14 protein-coding genes are annotated in these 16,238 nt (G+C 69.8%); 7 read left to right on the top strand and 7 right to left on the bottom strand.

What is annotated here, in order from left to right:
* Positions 1-26 precede the first annotated feature (26 nt).
* From AOK08_RS04570 to AOK08_RS04550, 5 genes are all read left to right on the top strand, one after another.
* Complete coding sequence (locus AOK08_RS04570) at positions 27-632, top strand: helix-turn-helix domain-containing protein (protein ID WP_063794011.1); 606 nt, start codon at positions 27-29, stop codon at positions 630-632.
* A 129-nt stretch (positions 633-761) separates the two neighbouring features.
* Entirely contained in the window at positions 762-1,748 is a 987-nt protein-coding gene (locus AOK08_RS04565; RefSeq protein WP_055523873.1) for an NADPH:quinone oxidoreductase family protein, read from the top strand.
* Positions 1,745-2,929, top strand: coding sequence for an acyl-CoA dehydrogenase family protein (locus tag AOK08_RS04560; RefSeq protein ID WP_055523871.1), 1,185 nt, complete (start codon positions 1,745-1,747; stop codon positions 2,927-2,929). Before AOK08_RS04565 ends, AOK08_RS04560 begins: the two co-directional genes overlap by 4 nt.
* The gene (locus tag AOK08_RS04555; RefSeq protein WP_055523870.1) at positions 2,926-4,020 is read left to right on the top strand and encodes an acyl-CoA dehydrogenase family protein; all 1,095 of its coding nucleotides are present in this window, start codon (positions 2,926-2,928) and stop codon (positions 4,018-4,020) included. Before AOK08_RS04560 ends, AOK08_RS04555 begins: the two co-directional genes overlap by 4 nt.
* Positions 4,021-4,323: 303 nt before the next feature.
* Positions 4,324-4,518, top strand: coding sequence for a hypothetical protein (locus tag AOK08_RS04550; protein WP_055523868.1), 195 nt, complete (start codon positions 4,324-4,326; stop codon positions 4,516-4,518).
* A gap of 39 nt (positions 4,519-4,557) precedes the next feature.
* On the opposite strand, the gene AOK08_RS04545 is transcribed toward AOK08_RS04550, so the two are convergent.
* From AOK08_RS04545 to AOK08_RS04515, 7 genes are all read right to left on the bottom strand, one after another.
* On the bottom strand, positions 4,558-5,793 hold the full coding sequence (locus AOK08_RS04545; RefSeq protein ID WP_055523866.1) for a phosphodiester glycosidase family protein: 1,236 nt from the start codon (positions 5,791-5,793) through the stop codon (positions 4,558-4,560).
* Between the two features lie 87 nt (positions 5,794-5,880).
* Positions 5,881-6,240: a DUF779 domain-containing protein gene (locus AOK08_RS04540; RefSeq protein WP_055523864.1), complete on the bottom strand. Its 360-nt coding sequence runs from the start codon at positions 6,238-6,240 to the stop codon at positions 5,881-5,883.
* A gap of 193 nt (positions 6,241-6,433) precedes the next feature.
* Positions 6,434-8,491, bottom strand: coding sequence for an RICIN domain-containing protein (locus AOK08_RS04535; RefSeq protein ID WP_055523862.1), 2,058 nt, complete (start codon positions 8,489-8,491; stop codon positions 6,434-6,436).
* A gap of 162 nt (positions 8,492-8,653) precedes the next feature.
* On the bottom strand, positions 8,654-10,699 hold the full coding sequence (locus AOK08_RS04530) for a beta-galactosidase (RefSeq protein WP_055523860.1): 2,046 nt from the start codon (positions 10,697-10,699) through the stop codon (positions 8,654-8,656).
* A gap of 85 nt (positions 10,700-10,784) precedes the next feature.
* Positions 10,785-12,125 (bottom strand): ABC transporter substrate-binding protein, encoded by a 1,341-nt coding sequence (locus AOK08_RS04525; protein ID WP_055523858.1) that lies wholly within the window; start codon positions 12,123-12,125, stop codon positions 10,785-10,787.
* Between the two features lie 96 nt (positions 12,126-12,221).
* Positions 12,222-13,169: a carbohydrate ABC transporter permease gene (locus tag AOK08_RS04520; protein WP_055523856.1), complete on the bottom strand. Its 948-nt coding sequence runs from the start codon at positions 13,167-13,169 to the stop codon at positions 12,222-12,224.
* Positions 13,170-13,172: 3 nt separating this feature from the next.
* Positions 13,173-14,099, bottom strand: coding sequence for a carbohydrate ABC transporter permease (locus tag AOK08_RS04515; protein ID WP_055523853.1), 927 nt, complete (start codon positions 14,097-14,099; stop codon positions 13,173-13,175).
* A gap of 302 nt (positions 14,100-14,401) precedes the next feature.
* Between AOK08_RS04515 and AOK08_RS04510 the strand changes: the two genes are divergently transcribed.
* Complete coding sequence (locus AOK08_RS04510; protein ID WP_107100859.1) at positions 14,402-15,391, top strand: LacI family DNA-binding transcriptional regulator; 990 nt, start codon at positions 14,402-14,404, stop codon at positions 15,389-15,391.
* 228 nt (positions 15,392-15,619) lie between these two features.
* On the top strand, positions 15,620-16,238 hold a 619-nt coding region (locus AOK08_RS04505; RefSeq protein ID WP_241826824.1), incomplete at its 3' end, for an endo-1,4-beta-xylanase.

The following is a 16,238-nucleotide window of genomic DNA, read 5'->3' as shown; positions in this document are numbered from 1 at the left end:
TGTATGGGTGGGCCGAATATTGCCTCATGGATGTCACCAGTGACGAGGACACCGACCGCGTGCTTGCCGAAGTAGGGGCCAGGCTGCGGCGGATTCGCAAGGAGCGCGGGGTGACCCTCGCGGGGCTGTCGGCCACTACGGGTATCTCCGTTAGTACGTTGTCCCGGCTGGAGTCAGGACTGAGACGCCCCACCTTGGAGCAGTTGCTCCCGATCGCGCGTGCGCACCGGGTCGCACTCGACGAGCTGGTCGGCGCGCCCGCCGTCGACGATCCCCGGGTGCGCGCCAAGCCGATCGTGCGCAACGGACGGACGTACCTCCCCCTCACCCGGCAACCGGGCGGCCTCCAGGCGTTCAAGGTGATCCTGCCGGTGAGCGCCCAGGAGCCCGAGCCGGGCACGCACGAGGGGTACGAGTGGCTGTACGTGCTCGCGGGGCGGCTCCGGGTGGTGCTCGGGGAGCACGACGTGGTGCTCGGGCCGGGCGAGGCCGCCGAGTTCGACACGCGTGTGCCGCACTGGTTCGGCGCGGTCGGGGAAGGGCCCGCGGAGTTTCTCAGCCTGTTCGGGCCGCAGGGGGAGCGGATGCACGTACGGGCGCGGCCGACTCGTTCGAAGGGCGCGCAGTCGTGAGGCCGGCCGTGACGTACGCGACTGCCGTCGACCCCTTCCCCACGGTTCCCTGATCTGCAAGCGACCGCTTAGTATGCGGTCGAGCCCGGTCAGTCGGACAGACGAAGCGCAGTCCCGTGGAGGCCCCCCATGCAGGCATGGCAAGTGCACCAGAACGGTGAGCCGAGCGAGGTGATGGTCCTCGGTGAGGTGGAGCGGCCGGTGCCCGCCGAGGGGCAGGTGCTGCTGAAGGTGCGCGCCGCGACCGTCAACTTCCCGGACGTGCTGATGTGCCGTGGGGAGTACCAGGTCAAGCCGCCGCTGCCGTTCACCCCCGGGGTGGAGATCTGCGGCGAGACCGAGGACGGCCGCCGGGTGATCGGGAACCCCGTGCTGCCGTACGGCGGTTTCGCCGAGTATGTCGTGGCGGACTCCCGCGGGCTGTTCGCGGCTCCCGAGTCGCTGGACGACGCCGAGGCCGCCGCGCTCCTGGTCGGCTACCAGACGGGCTGGTTCGCCCTGCACCGGCGGGCCGCCCTGGAGGCCGGCGAGACACTGCTCGTGCACGCCGCCGCGGGCGGGGTCGGCAGCGCCGCCGTACAGCTCGGGAAGGCCGCCGGGGCCACCGTCATCGGCGTCGTCGGCGGGGCCGACAAGGCTGCCGTGGCGCGGGAACTGGGCTGCGACGTCGTCATCGACCGGCGTACGGAGAACGTCGTCGGCGCGGTGAAGGAGGCCACCGGCGGACGCGGTGTCGACGTCGTCTACGACCCCGTCGGCGGGGAGGCGTACACCCAGTCCACCAAGGTCGTCGCCTTCGAGGGGCGGATCGTGGTCGTCGGGTTCGCGAGCGGGGCCATTCCCAGTCCCGCGCTCAATCACGCCCTTGTGAAGAACTACTCGATCCTCGGTCTGCACTGGGGGCTGTACAACACCAAGAACCCCAAGCTGGTCCAGCACTGCCACGAGCAGCTCACCGAGCTGGCCGCCCGGGGCGAGATCAAGCCGCTGGTGAGCGAGCGTGTGCCGCTGGGCGGGGCCTCGGCCGCCGTGCAGCGCGTCGCCGACGGGGTCACCACCGGCCGCGTCGCGGTGCTCCCCGGGCTGCCCGCGCAGACGAACGGAGCCGCCGCATGACCGTCGACGCCACCGAACTCATCCGTCGTACCCGGGAGTTGCTGGCCGCCAAGCCGCCCGCCGACACCGACCGGCTCGACTTCCTGCGGGCCCGCTTCGACGCCGGGCTCGCCTGGGTGCACTACCCGGAGGGGCTCGGCGGGCTCGGCGCGCCGCGCGCCCTCCAGCCCGTCGTGGACGCCGAGCTGGCGGCTGCCGGGGCTCCCGACAACGACCCCCGGCGTATCGGCATCGGTCTGGGCATGGCCGCGCCGACGATCCTCGCCTTCGGTACGGAGGAGCAGAAGCGGCGGTTCCTGCGGCCGTTGTGGGTGGGGGAGGAGGTCTGGTGCCAGCTCTTCTCCGAGCCGGGCGCCGGGTCCGATCTCGCCGCGCTCGGCACGCGAGCCGTACGGGAGGGGGACGACTGGGCCGTCAACGGGCAGAAGGTGTGGACGTCCAGCGCCCATGTCGCCCGCTGGGCGATTCTCATCGCGCGCACCGACCCCGACGTGCCCAAGCACAAGGGCATCACCTACTTCGTCTGCGACATGACCGACCCCGGTGTCGAGGTCCGGCCGCTGCGGCAGATCACCGGCGAGGCCGAGTTCAACGAGGTGTTCCTGACCGGCGTCCGCATCCCGGACGCCCATCGCCTCGGCGAGATCGGCGACGGCTGGCGGGTCGCGCAGACCACGCTGAACAACGAGCGCGTGGCCATCGGCGGAATGCGCATCCCGCGCGAGGGCGGCATGATCGGGCCCGTCGCCAAGGCCTGGCGCGAGCGGCCCGAACTGCGCACCCATGACCTGCACCAGCGGCTGCTCAGGCTGTGGGTGGAGGCCGAGGTGGCACGGCTGACGGGGGAGCGGACGCGCCAGCAGCTCGTCGCCGGCCAGCCCGGCCCCGAGGGCGCGGGGCTGAAGCTCTCCTTCGCCCGCCTCAACCAGGAGATCAGCGGCCTGGAGGTCGAACTCCTCGGCGAGGAAGGCCTGTTGTACGAGGACTGGACCATGCGCCGGCCCGAACTGGTGGACTTCGTCGGCCGGGACGCCGGGTACCGCTACCTCCGCTCCAAGGGCAACAGCATCGAGGGCGGGACCAGCGAGGTCCTGCTGAACATCGTCGCCGAACGTGTCCTGGGCCTGCCCAGCGAACCGCGCACCGACAAGGACGTCGCCTGGAAGGACCTCGCCCGATGAGCACCCAGCCCGACCTTTTGTACTCGGAGGAGGAGGACGCGCTGCGCGCCGCCGTCCGGGACCTGCTCACCGACCACTGCGATCCGGCCGGTGTGATCACCCGCATGGAGACGGACGCCCCGCACGACCTCGCCCTGTGGAAGTCCCTCGCCGAGGGCATGGGCCTGGCCGGCCTCCTGGTGCCCGAGGAGCGGGGCGGCCAGGGCGCCTCGCACCGTGAAGCCGCCGTCGTGCTGGAGGAGTTGGGGCGTGCCGTCGCCCCCGTCCCCTATCTGACCAGTGCCGTCGTCGCCACCGAGGCGCTGCTGGCCTGCACCGGCGACGCGGCGGCCGAGCTGCTCACCGCCCTGGCCTCCGGCCGGAGGATCGGCGCCCTCGCCGTCGCGCTCAACGTGGCACCCGGCGGCGCCTACAAGGTCGTCCTGCACGAAGGGGGCCTGCTGCACGGCGAGTTGACCGCGATCGCGGACGCGACCGCTGCCGACGTCCTGCTGGTCCCGGCCGACGACGGCGGGCTGTACGCGGTCGAGGCGGACGCCGTCACCGTCACCCCGCAGGTCTCCCTCGACCTCACCCGGCCGGTCGCCACGGTCGTCTTCGACGGAGCCTCGGCCCGGCTGCTGGGCGACGCCGAACCCGCCGTACGGCGTGCGCTGCGGGCCGGGGCCGGTCTGCTCGCCTCCGAGCAACTCGGGCTCGCCGATCGGTCGTTGACCGAGACCGTGCGCTATCTGAAGGACCGCAAGCAGTTCAACCGGCCCGTCGGCGGATTCCAGGCCGTCAAGCACCGGCTGGCCCAGCTCTGGCTGGAGGTGGTGGGCCTGCGCGCCGCCGCCCGGAGCGCGGCGGACGCCCTCGCCACCGGCAGCGCCGACTCCGGCGTCGCGGTCGCCGTCGCCCAGTCCTACGCGGCTCCCGTGGCCGTCCGCGCCGCCGAGGAGGCACTCCAGCTGCACGGCGGCATCGGCATGACCTGGGAACACCCGGCCCACCTGTGCCTCAAGCGTGCCAAGGCCGACTCGATCGCGTACGGCACGCCCGGCAGCCACCGGGCCGCCCTCGCCGAACTGATCGACCTGCGCACCCCCTGACGTACCCGGCACCCACCCGTAGTACCCACCCGTAGTACCCACCTGTACGGCGAAAGCCCGTCCCTCCGCCCGAGGGGCGGGCTTCGTCGTGTGCGCGCGGCCAGGTGGACGTGCGACGGCACTCATGAACGCGCGGCGGCCGGTCGGCCGACTCCCGTTCCCGGTCCCGCATGCCGTAGTCGTGGCCTGGAAATCATGAGACACCACACGTTCGGCCGACACGTCAGCCGCACGGACGAACCCTTCGCTACGCCACACTTGCGGCCGAAAGCCGCGAAATGCGCGTGGCGGAGGAGGTTGACGATGGCCATTTCCATCTCTGTGGTGGTGCTGCTCCTGATCCTGGCGGTGGTCTTCCTGCGCAACGGAGCGCTGAAGCCCAGCCACGCCGTGGTCTGTGTGCTGCTCGGGTTCTGTCTGGCGAGCACGAACGTGGCGCCCACCATCCACAGCGGGATCACGGCGACGTCGGACCTCGTCAGCGGCCTCAGACCCTGACCTCGGACCCTGACCTCAGGTCGTCGGCACGTCGGTGTGTCAGGACGTCAGGAAGACTCCGATGGCGTTCGGGACCGGGCGTTCGGCGCCGCCGGTCGGGTGGTTGCGTACGCTGACCACGCTCGCTCCCGGTGCTCTGGCGACAAGGGTCGTGGAGCCGCCGCCGTCCAGGCTGAAGGCGTCGACCGAGCCCAGCTTCCGCATGGTGGCGGCGACTTCGGCGACCGTCAGACCGCTGCGGTACCTCGGCTCGCCGTCCACCGCGAGCAGCAGCAGCTTGCGCCCGCCGTTCGCGATGCCCGCCGCCGTACGCACGGCGGAGGTGCCGTTGTCGAGGCCCGCCAGCGGGCGGCCGTCCTTCAGCACCGGGTAGCCGCCGAGGGCGAAGCGGTACGGGACGCGGCTGGTGGCCGCCACGAGACCGCTCCTGACCGTGACCGACGCGCCGACGAACAGTCTCCGCAAGCGCCGCGCGCCGGCCTCCCGGCCCACCAGAACCGTGGTGTCGGCGGCGATGGCACCGCCGCCGGGGGAGTTCGCCCTCCGGACCACCCGTCCGCGCCGCACCGTCACCTCGTACGTGTCCGTACCGCACGGCGCCGCCCGGTCGGTGTCCGTGCCGCACACCGCCCGCGCCCGGGAGACGCCGCCCCAGGCCGGGGTGAACGCGCCGATGGAGTCCACCGGCAGCGCGTACTGGTTGAGCCCGCCGAGCGTGAACCGGCCCACGGGCGTGGCGACGCTGCCCGACAGGGTGAGGCTGTCCAGCCGGGCCCGTCTGTCGATGCCCACGCCGAGGACGGCCCTGGTGGTGACGCCGGGCGGCATCGAGGGACCGAACCGCTGACCGTTCGGCACCGCGGCCTTGAGCACCGCACCGCTCGCGATAGCCGGGCCCACGGACGCGCCCGTGGCCGGGACCCCGGGATGCTGGACCTCGCTGATGTTGAAGAAGTCGCCGTTGACGGCCGCGACGGCACCCTTGGCGTCGGCCAGTCTGGAGACGGTGGCCCGTGCCGCCACGGCCCCCGGGTGGAGCAGGTTGACCCGTACCCGGGCGTTGCCGAGGTCGACGCTCAGCAGATGGGCGTGGGTCACGCCCCTGGCCGCCAGGATGTCGAACTGGGCGTAGCTCACGCCCGGTGCGATCCGGACGGCTCTCGGCGCGCCGCTGGCCGGTGCCGCCCCGGTGAGGGAGGCGCCGGCCAGCGCTGCGAGTACTCCGACAGCCGTGACGGCCGCTCTGCCTGTTCCGAACCGTCCGCTGCCGCGCATTCAGCCCCCCCTGAAGTCCCGTCAACTGTCGCAGGACGCAAAGGAAGCGCACCAGACGACGATGACCGGGCGGGGGCGCCCGGAAGGCTAGGTGTTGACGACCCGGGAGCGGATCAGGAAGCGCACCCCCTCGGGCGCCTCCAGCGAGAAACCGCTGCCCCGGCCCGGTACGACGTCCACGATCAGCCGGGTGTGGGCCCATGCCTCGTGCTGACTGCGTGACATCCAGAACGTCACCGGTTCGGGGATGCCCTCGACCACCAGTTCGGCGAGCAGTACGTCGGAGCCGCCGGTCCGGAACTCGCCCGCCGGGAAGCACATGGGCGCGCTGCCGTCGCAGCAGCCGCCGGACTGGTGGAACATCAGCGGGCCGTGTGCCGCGTGCAGCAGGCGCAGCAGTTCGGCGGCGGCCGGGGTCAGTTCGACGCAGGGGTCCTTCTCGGGCATCTCCACCGGTCCAGTGGAGCGTGCGGGACGTTGCGAAAGGGTTGCGGGCACAGCCCCGGGACGCCCTGGCCGCCTCGGACACCTCGGATGCCCGGGCACGGCGAAGGCCGCCCCTCCGTGGCCCGGGTGGTTTCAGGGGTCACGGAGAAGCGGCCTACAGGGGCCTTTGGGGGCCTCTGGGGAGAACTACCGGTCAGCTCCCGTTGGTGGTGGTCACGTCCGCGATCCGCCAGCGCTGGTTCGAGCCGGAGTTGGCCAGCCAGGTGGTGACTGCGGCGCCCTCGCTGGTCGCCTGGCCGCCGACCTCCAGAAGGCGGCCGGTGGCCGCGTTGACCAGGGTCCACGTGCCGTCACCGGTGGTCGACAGGATCCACTCGGTGGCCGGGTCGGGCTTGCCCGTGTCGGGCTCCACCACGGGGACGTTGTCGCGTACGGCCAGCCGCTTGCCCTCGGCCGGGTTGGCGAACACGTACCGCTGGCGGGCCCCCTTGTCGCCGCTCGTGGCGACGAGCCGCCACTGCTGGGCGACGGTGCCGTTGGCCGAGTTGATGACCAGGCTCTTGCCGCCCGGGGAGACGGTCACGGCCTTGCCGCTCTGCACGCCGGTCAGCGTGTAGGAGTGGCCCTCGGCGAGCAGGGCGGCGTCGTCCGCGACACCCGAGACACCCTTGATCGCGAAGGAGGTCACGGACTGTGCGGGCACGGTGTACGTCGCCTTGCCGCCGACGACTTTCACCGGGGCCTGCTTCATGAGCTTGCCGTCGGCGCTGGTCACGGTCGGAGTGACGGTCGCCTTGCTTTTGACGGTACGGAACTTGGACAGGTCGATGGTGACGTCACGCGGCGCGGTGGTGCTGTTGACGTGGACGAGCGAGACGCCCTTGCCGTTCTTGGTCACGGCCGCGACGCTGGAGGTGTCGTTCACCTTGATCAGCCGGTCGCCCGGCTTGATGAAGTGCGTGAAGTTGCGGGCGGTGTCGAACTTGGTGTTCGTGTGGATCGGGCACGACTCCAGCGTGTCCGTGGACTTGCAGCTGAACGACAGCTGGACGCTGCCCCAGTTGCCGCCCTTGGCGGACTCGCCGCCGGGCTTCATGTTGTCGTAGTCCTCGACCGGCTGCCAGAACACCCAGGCCTTGGGCTCAAGTTCACGCAGGTCGTTGACCATCTGCTGGGCGAGGCCCAGACCCGGACGCATGTCCGTGAAGCTCTGTCCGTCGCCCCAGTCGCCCTCGACCTCGCTCATCCACAGCGGCTTGCCGGCCGCCTTGGCGAGGTCGCGCACGGCGGTGCGCTGCCCGGTGCCGTAGGTGTGGACGTTCATCTGGTCGACGAGGTCCCTGGACCCTTGCGAGTAGGAGTTCCAGTTCGTCGCGAAGGTCGACGGGTTGGTCTCGTCCATCGCCGAGATCTTGGACTTGACCTTGGCCTTCTTCAGCGCGGGGGCAAGCGCGGCGAGGACCTTCTGCTGGAGCGCGGGGCCGATGTGGGCGCCCTCCTGCCGGCCTCCGACGGGCTGGCCGTCGGCGCCCAGGCGGGTGCTCCAGTAGTTGGTGTTGGGCTCGTTGAACGGGTCGACGGTGTCGACCTTGATGTGCTCGGCCTTCTCCAGACGCTTCGTCGCACCGGCCATGTAAGCGGCGAAGTCGTCGACCGAACCGGCCTTCAACTGGTCGGTGTTGGCGTCGAAACCGCCGGAGACATAGCCGCTCTCCGTCATGAACCAGGGCGGCGAGTTGCTGAACGTCTCCCAGTGGGTGATGTCCTTCTTGATGCGGTCCACCCACCAGCGCTGGGTCTTGTCCGCGTCGGGGTTCCAGTCGGCCGGGTCGTCGGCGCTCCACCAGTCGGTGTCCGTACGGGTGGTGCCCTCGGGCGCCTTCCACCAGCCCTCGACGGCACCGCCGGCCCGCAGATAGTCCTTCACATCGGGGGCGTTGCCGCCGCCGATGTTGTACCGGGCGATGTTCAGCGCCAGGCCGTCGTCGCCGAACAGCAGCTTCGCGAGCTTCTCGCGGATGGCCGGGGGATAGTTCCCGGTCGCGTTGGCGAACCAGACCAGACTGGTGCCCCAGCCCTCGAACGCCTGCTGGCTGTACGAGGGATCGGGGGTGACCGTGACGGACGAGGCGGCTGCCTCGACAGCCGCCTGAGCGTCCGGCGACGGCGCGCTGATCAGGGCGGCCGAAGTGGCCAGTGCGGTGATGCCCACGACTCCCAGCAGGTGTCGTGTGCGGGTACGGCGTGCCAACGTGTGCTCCCAACTCGGATGTGGTCGCTGCGGTGGACCGCCGTGCCCGCACCGCACGCGGGTGACGCGCGCGGACACTGGGCACGACGGTGTGCCCCTTGGTTCAGGGGAGTTCAGGGGTGATCAGCCTTGATCTTCATCGATCAAGGCTGATCAGGGTTTTCAGTGGGCGGGCCGCTGGAGTACGGCGACTTCCCTCGGCGCGAGGACGAGGACACCGTCGGCGTCCGTGCCGCCGGTCAGCCGCTCGCCGTCGAGTCCGGGCAGCGGCACCTCTTCCTCGCTGCGGTTCACCAGGAACAGGAACCGGCTTCCGCCGCCCTGCCGTACGGTCAGCTCGACGCGTCCACGGGCCTCTTCGGGCAGCTCGCTGCCGACCCCGGCCGGTGCGAGCAGCCCCGGCAGCAGCGCCGCGAGGCCGTCGGCGCCCAGGCGCGTGGAGACGTACGACGCCGAACCGCTGCCCGTCGTACGGCGGGTGACGGCCGGGCGGCCCGCGTAGGCGCCCGAGCGGTAGTGGGCGAGGACCTCGACCTCGGGGTCGGTCACGTCGATCCGGTCGGTCCACACCGTGCCCGTACCGCCGCCGTCGACCTCGACCGACTCGCCTTCGAGCAGCGGGCCGAACTCCTCGACCTTGATGCCGAGCACGTCGCGCAGGGCGCCCGGGTAGCCGCCGAGCCAGATGTGGTCGTTCTCGTCGACGACACCGGAGAAGTACGTGGTGACCAGATGGCCGCCCGTCTCCGCGTACCGCGTCAGCTCCTTGGCGAGGGTCGCCGGGACCATGTGCAGGACCGGCGTGATCAGCACGTCGTAGCGGCTGAACTCGGTGCGGGTGGTGACGATGTCGGCGCGGATACCGAGGGAGAGGAGCGCCGAGTACCAGTTCAGCCCCTCCTGGCGGTAGTCGAGGAGAGCGGTGGGGTGCGAGTCCTGCTCGCTCGCCCACCAGGAGTCCCAGTCGAACACGATCCCGACACGGGCCGGTTCGCGCTCGGAGCCCGCGATGGGCGCCAGATCCTTCAGGGTCTGGCCGAGGGCGGTCACGGCGCGGAAGACCTCGCTGTCGGCGCCGGCGTGCGGCACCATCGCGGAGTGGTACTTCTCGGCGCCGGCCGCCGACTGGCGCCACTGGAAGAAGCACACGGCGTCGGCGCCGTGCGCGACGTGCAGCAGCGAGTCACGGGCCAGCTCACCGGGGCGCTTGGCCAGGTTGACGTGCTGCCAGTTGACCGCGCTGGTGGAGTGCTCCATCAGGAACCACGGCCGGCCGCCCGCGATACCGCTGGTCAGGTTGGCGGAGAAGGACAGCTCGTCGCGGTCCTGCGGGCCCGGGGTGACGTAGTGGTCGTTGGAGACGAAGTCGATCTCGTCCGCCCAGTCGGTGTAGCTCATGCCCTTCGTCCCGCCCATCACCATGAAGTTGGTGGTGATGGGGACGTCCGGGGTGAACTCGCGGAGCACCTCCCGCTCCGCGACCAGATAGTCCTTCAGCGCGTCCGAGGAGAACCGCTTGAAGTCGAGTTGCTGGGTCGGGTTCGGGTGCGAGCCGGCCAGCCGGGGCGGCAGGATTTGCGCCCAGTCGCTGTAGCGCTGCGACCAGAACGCCGTGCCCCAGGCGTGGTTGAGTGCGTCGAGCGTGGTGTAGCGGGCGCGCAGCCAGTCGCGGAAGGCGCGGGCCGCGTCGTCCGAGAAGTCGTAGACGTTGTGGCAGCCCAGCTCGTTGGATATGTGCCAGGCCACCAGGGCCGGGTGGCCGGCGTATCGCTGCGCCATCTTCCGGACCAGGCCGAGCGCGTGGCTGCGGAAGACCGGGGAGGTGGGGCGCCAGTGCTGGCGCGCGCCCGGCCAGACCGTCTCGCCGGTCGCGGTCACCGGGAGGATCTCCGGGTGCGCGGTGGTCAGCCACGGCGGCGGGGACGCGGTCGCGGTCGCCAGGTCGACGCCGATCCCGTTCTCGTGCAGCAGGTCCATGACCTCGTCGAGCCACCCGAAGTCCCAGGTGTCCGCATCCGGCTGGATCCGGGCCCAGGAGAAGATCCCCACCGAGACGATGTTGACGCCGGCCTCGCGCATCAGCCGGACGTCCTCCTCCCACACCTCCCGGGGCCACTGCTCGGGGTTGTAGTCGGCGCCGTAGCCGAGACGGGGCACGGAGTCACCGTCCGGCCCGTACGGCAGACGGGACGGGGAGGCGGAGGTCATGGTGGTCCTTCCAAGGTACGGGGGGTACGAGGAGCGGCCGGCGGTGATGCTTTCCGGCCGCTCCTCGGTTGTTACTGCCCAGCTGTTACTTCTCGACGGTGAAGCCCTGCTCCGTGCCGTACTTGACGGAGGCGTCCTGCCAGGTCTTCAGCGCGGCGGGAAGCTTCACGCCGGAGACGTAGGCCTTGCCGACGGTGTCGTTGAAGATCGAGTTGGCGTACTGCTGGAAGGGCAGGTACGACCAGTCGCTCGCGACGTTGGCGGCGGAGTCGGCGAAGATCTTGTTCGCCTCCTGACCGTCGAAGTAGTCGAACTTCTTGCTCAGGAACTTCGGGTCCTGGAGCTGCGCGACGGTCGCCGGGAAGGCGCCCTCGTCGACACGGGTCTGCACACCGTCACCGGCGTTCGCGTACTCGACGAACGCGTAGGCGAGCTCCTTGTTCTTGGCCAGCTCGGGCACGGTCAGCGAGCTGCCGCCGTTCTCCGCGCTCGCCTTGTCGCCCTTGGTCCAGGCCGGCATGGGGGCCGCGCGCCACTGGCCGGCCGCCTTCGGCACACCGGTGACGAAGTTGGCGGGCATCCAGGCGCCGGTGGTCAGGGTGGCGATGGTGCCGTCGCCCAGGCCCTTGTACCAGTCGTCGGTCCAGCCGTTGATGGGCGAGACCAGCTTCTGGTCGAGGAGCTTCTGCCAGGTGTCCGTGTACTTCTTGGCGCCCGCGTCGTCGAAGTTGACCGACACCTTGGTGCCGTCGACCTTGTAGGGGCGCGAACCGGCCTGCCACAGCATGCTGGTGGTGAAGCCCGCGTCACCGGCGTCGTTGGCGATGTAGACCTTGGGGTCGGCCTTGTGCAGCTTGGCGGCCGCCGCGACGTACTCGTCCCATGTGGTCGGGACGGCGATCTTGTACTTGTCGAAGACCTTCTTGTTGTAGAACATCGCCATCGGGCCCGAGTCCATCGGCAGGCCGTAGACCTTGTCGCCGTCGTTCACGGCGTTCCACGGGCCGGGCGTGTACTTGGCCTTGAGCTTGTCGGCACCGTAGGGGGCCAGGTTGGTCAGGCCCTTGGTGAGGGAGTACTGGCTCAGCGCGAAGTACTCGACCTGCGCGACGTCCGGCACACCCTTCTTGGCCGCGAGGGCGTTCGACAGGGCGGTGTAGTGCTTGTCACCGGACCGGTCGGCCACCAGGTTGATCTTGACCTTGGGGTACTTCTTCTCGAAGTTGGCGGCGACCGACTTCAGCGTGGGCTCCCAGGCCCAGACGTCGACCGTGCCGCCCTTCTTGAGCGCGGCCTGGATGTCCCCGGCGGAGACGGCCTTCTGGTCCTTGCTGCCGTCGTCGGAGCTGCCGCAGGCGGTCGCGCCGAGGGCGAGGACGGAGAGCAGGGTGATGCCGCGCGCGAGGCGGCCGGTGGTTCTACGCATCGAGGTGCTTCCACTTCTTCGTGGGTGGGACAGGTGAGGGTTGACTGCGGTGGAGCCTGGTGAAGCCGAGGGGGTGTTGTGGGGTCTGGGGGTGGATCACTCCTTGACACTTCCGGCCGAGAGGCCGGACTGCCAGTACTTCTGGAGCAGGAGGAAAGCCGCGATCAGCGGGACGATGGTGAGCAGCGAACCGGTGATCACCAGGTTGAAGACGACGTCGCCGCCGATCGTCTGGGCCTGCGAGTTCCAGGCGTCCAGACCCAGGGTCAGCGGATACCAGTTCGGGTCCTTGAGCATGATCAGCGGCAGGAAGTAGTTGTTCCAGGTCGCGACCGTGGTGAACAGCAGGACGGTAACGGTGCCGGGGGCCAGCAGAGGCAGGGCGACCTGGAAGAAGGTGCGCACCTCGCCCGCTCCGTCGATACGGGCCGCCTCCATCAGTTCGGTGGGGATGGCCTCGGACGCGAAGACCCACATCAGATACAGACCGAAGGGCGACACGAGCGAGGGGATGATCACCGCCCACGGGGTGTCGGTCAGGCCCATCTTGCTGAACATCAGGAAGGTGGGCACCGCCAGAGCCGTACCCGGGACCGCGACGGCACCGATGACCACGGCGAACACGGCGCGCTTGCCGGGGAAGTTGAACTTCGCCAGCGCGTAGCCGCCGAGGATCGCCAGCAGGGTGGCGCCGCCGGCGCCGAGCACGACGTACAGCAGGGTGTTCAGCAGCCAGCGGACGAAGATGCCGTCGTGGTAGGTGAACGTGTCGTGGATGTTCTGCCAGAGCGCGAAGTCCTTGGCGAACCACATGCCGTTCGAGTTGGCCAGCCCGTCCATGCTCTTGGTGGCGCTGATGACCAGCCAGATCAGGGGCACGACCGTGTAGACCAGGATCAGGCCGGTGAGCACGGTCAGCAGGACGCTGCGCTTGGGGCGCCCGGGGGTGTGCTTACGGCCGGTGCGCAGCCGGGGCGCGCTCTTGGTACCGCCGTCGGCCGGTGCGGCTGCGGACGGGGAGGTGGTGGTGACGGAGCTGCTCATGGTTCACGCTCCCTTGCGCATGCCGCGGAGCTGCACGACATAGGCGATGACCATGGTGATCAGCCCCATGATGATGGCGACCGCCGCGGAGTAGTTGTGCTGCTGGCCGTTGAAGGACAGCGAGTACGTGTAGAAGTTCGGGGTGAAGTCGGTGGTGATGGCGTTGCGCGCCAGGGGCCGCAGGATCGCCGGCTCGTTGAAGAGCTGGAAGCTGCCGATGATCGAGAAGATCGTCGCGATGACGAGCGCGCCGCGGATCGCGGGGAGCTTGATGGCGGTGATCACGCGGATCTGCCCGGCGCCGTCGATCTCCGCGGCCTCGTAGAGCGAGAGCGGGATGACCCGCAGCGCGGAGTAGAAGATCAGCATGTTGTAGCCGATGAACTCCCAGGTGACGATGTTCCCGATCGACGCCAGGACCAGGTCGCTGGAGAGCGGGTCGGGCAGCGTGATGCCGAACGCGGTGTTGATGTCACCCACCAGCCCGTACTTCGTGCCGTACATGAAGCCCCACATCAGGGTGGCGACCACGGCGGGCACGGCGTACGGCAGGAAGATCGCGATCCGGAAGAAGTCCTTGCCGAAGAGGCGTCCGCTGTCCAGGGCCAGGGCGATCAGCAGGGCGATGCCGAGCATGATCGGCACCTGGACGGCCAGGAAGAGCGACACCCGGCCCAGGGAGCTCCAGAACTGGTCGTCCTGGAGGGCCTGTGTGTAGTTGTCCAGGCCGACGAAGCTCGTGCCGCCGATCAACTGGTCCCTGAAGAGGCTCAGATAGATCGAGTACCCGATGGGTGCCAGGAAGACGAGGGCGAACACCGTCACGAACGGGCCTACGAACCCCCAGCCCGTCCATGAGCGACGGTCCTTCTTCGCCGCGGGCCGGGCCGGGGCGCGTTTCGCGGCCACCGGCGGTTCTAGGGTCGTCATGTGTCGTGCCTCGCTCGTCCGTCTCGGAACCGGCGCCCATCCGCCGCCGCCCCGATGTTTACGCAAACATCCATATCCGCAGAAGCCCCACAAAAGGCCCACCGGCTGTTATGTTTACGTAAACATCTGATGGCGGCATGTCTACACCGCTCTCCCGACGCCGGTCAAGGGTCGGTGGACGCAACGGTGGACCGGAGAGCGAGGATTGACGGGTGGACGCAAGCGACGGCACCTCGGCCGAGCCGGCGCGGGTACAGGCACGCAACACGAAGCGGGCCCCCCGCCGGACCCAGAGCGCCTCGATGGCGGACGTCGCCAGGGTCGCCGGAGTGTCCTCGCAGACCGTCTCCCGGGTGTCGAACGGCTTCCCCGGCGTCAACGAGGAGACCCGGCGCCAGGTCCTGGCCGCCATGAAGGAGCTGGGCTACCGGCCCAACAGCGCGGCCCGGGCCCTCAAGCGCGGCGAGTTCCGCACCATCGGTGTCATCACCTTCGGCCTGTCCACCACGGGCAACGTCCGCACGCTGGAGGCGATAGCCACCTCGGCGGCGCAGGAGGGCTACTCGGTCACCCTGCTGCCGGTCGCCGTGCCGACGCAGGACGAGGTGCGCGGCGCCTTCTCGCGGCTCGGCGAACTCGCCGTCGACGCGGTCATCGTCATCCTGGAGGTGCACCTCCTCGACGCGTCGACCCTCTCCATGCCGCCGCACGTCCAGGTGGTCGTCGCCGACTCCGACGCGGGCGACCGCTACACCGTGGTCGACACCGACCAGGCGGGCGGCACCCGGACCGCCGTACAGCATCTGCTGGACCTCGGGCATCGCACGGTCTGGCATCTGGCGGGCCCCGAGGGCTCCTACGCGGCCCAGCGGCGCACCGACGCCTGGCGCGCCGAGCTCCTGGCGGCCGACCGGACAGCCCCGCCACTGGTGCGCGGCGACTGGTCGGCGGAGTCCGGCTATCGCGCGGGTCTGCGGATCGCCGCGCTGCCGGACTGCACGGCGGTGTTCGTGGCCAACGACCAGATGGCGCTGGGGCTGCTGCGGGCCCTGCACGAGCGCGGGCGCAGGGTGCCGGAGGACGTCAGTGTGATCGGCTTCGACGACATTCCGGAGGCGGGCTCCTTCCTGCCGCCGCTGACCACCGTGCACCAGGACTTCGCCGAAGTGGGGCGGCTGTGCGTGGAGGGTGTGCTGCGGCAGATGCGCCAGGACGCCACGGAGCACGGGACGACGCTGGTGCCCACGAGGCTGGTCGTGCGCCAGAGCACGGCTCCGCCGCGTTCACGGTGAGTCGGTGGCCGGTCCACCGGCCGCCCTCTTCGAAACTTTCGAAGGATTCGAAACCTCGGCGGTTTCCAAAAGGCCCCGACTTTTCTTCAGGCATCCCCGATTCCCTCCTGCCGTCCCTGTTGACGAGCCCTTCTTCCGCCTTTACGTTCTGCGGGACATTCGGAAACCATTCCGAAACTTTCGGAGCCGGAATGGTTGTCGAAAGAAGGGAATGCCATGGATACCCGCATGTCCATCGCCCCCAGAGCCCGTGGGGCACTCACCCTCGGCCTGGCGGTCCTGCTCGCCTCCGCCGGTGTCACCACTCTCTCCGGGACCGCCCGGGCCGCGACCACACTGGGCGCCGCCGCGGCGGAGAAGGGCCGCTACTTCGGCACCGCGGTCGCCGCCTTCCATCTGAGCGAATCCGCGTACGCGAACACGTTCGACACCGAGTTCAACGCGGTCACCCCCGAGAACGAGATGAAGTGGGACGCCACCGAGGCCAACCGGGGCTCGTTCAGCTTCGGCGCCGCCGACCAGATCGTCAGCCGCGCGCAGGGCCGGGGCATGAAGATCCGCGGTCACACCCTCGTCTGGCACTCCCAGCTGCCCGGCTGGGTGCAAGGACTCGGCACCGCCGACCTGAGAAACGCGATGAACAACCACATCACGCAGGTGATGACGCACTACAAGGGCAAGATCTATGCCTGGGACGTCGTCAACGAGGCGTTCCAGGACGGCAACAGCGGTGCGCGGCGCAGCTCGCCCTTCCAGGACAGGCTCGGCAACGGCTTCATCGAGGAGGCCTTCCGCACCGCCCGCTCCGTCGATCCGGCGGCCAAGCTCTGCTACAACGACTACAACA

Source organism: Streptomyces graminilatus (genome assembly GCF_001418565.1).
In the GTDB taxonomy this organism is placed as follows: Bacteria; Actinomycetota; Actinomycetes; order Streptomycetales; family Streptomycetaceae; genus Streptomyces; species Streptomyces graminilatus.
This window is presented reverse-complemented; position numbering and strand designations above follow the sequence as displayed.

Bases quoted from the DNA above. Each gene is read 5' to 3' on its own strand.
- AOK08_RS04520 (WP_055523856.1), bottom strand. From the start codon at position 13,169: ATGAGCAGCTCCGTCACCACCACCTCCCCGTCCGCAGCCGCACCGGCC.
- AOK08_RS04545 (WP_055523866.1), bottom strand. From the start codon at position 5,793: ATGCGCGGCAGCGGACGGTTCGGAACAGGCAGAGCGGCCGTCACGGCT.
- AOK08_RS04550 (WP_055523868.1), top strand. From the start codon at position 4,324: ATGGCCATTTCCATCTCTGTGGTGGTGCTGCTCCTGATCCTGGCGGTG.
- AOK08_RS04570 (WP_063794011.1), top strand. From the start codon at position 27: ATGGATGTCACCAGTGACGAGGACACCGACCGCGTGCTTGCCGAAGTA.
- AOK08_RS04515 (WP_055523853.1), bottom strand. From the start codon at position 14,099: ATGACGACCCTAGAACCGCCGGTGGCCGCGAAACGCGCCCCGGCCCGG.
- AOK08_RS04525 (WP_055523858.1), bottom strand. From the start codon at position 12,125: ATGCGTAGAACCACCGGCCGCCTCGCGCGCGGCATCACCCTGCTCTCC.
- AOK08_RS04555 (WP_055523870.1), top strand. From the start codon at position 2,926: ATGAGCACCCAGCCCGACCTTTTGTACTCGGAGGAGGAGGACGCGCTG.
- AOK08_RS04565 (WP_055523873.1), top strand. From the start codon at position 762: ATGCAGGCATGGCAAGTGCACCAGAACGGTGAGCCGAGCGAGGTGATG.
- AOK08_RS04560 (WP_055523871.1), top strand. From the start codon at position 1,745: ATGACCGTCGACGCCACCGAACTCATCCGTCGTACCCGGGAGTTGCTG.
- AOK08_RS04540 (WP_055523864.1), bottom strand. From the start codon at position 6,240: ATGCCCGAGAAGGACCCCTGCGTCGAACTGACCCCGGCCGCCGCCGAA.
- AOK08_RS04530 (WP_055523860.1), bottom strand. From the start codon at position 10,699: ATGACCTCCGCCTCCCCGTCCCGTCTGCCGTACGGGCCGGACGGTGAC.
- AOK08_RS04510 (WP_107100859.1), top strand. From the start codon at position 14,402: ATGGCGGACGTCGCCAGGGTCGCCGGAGTGTCCTCGCAGACCGTCTCC.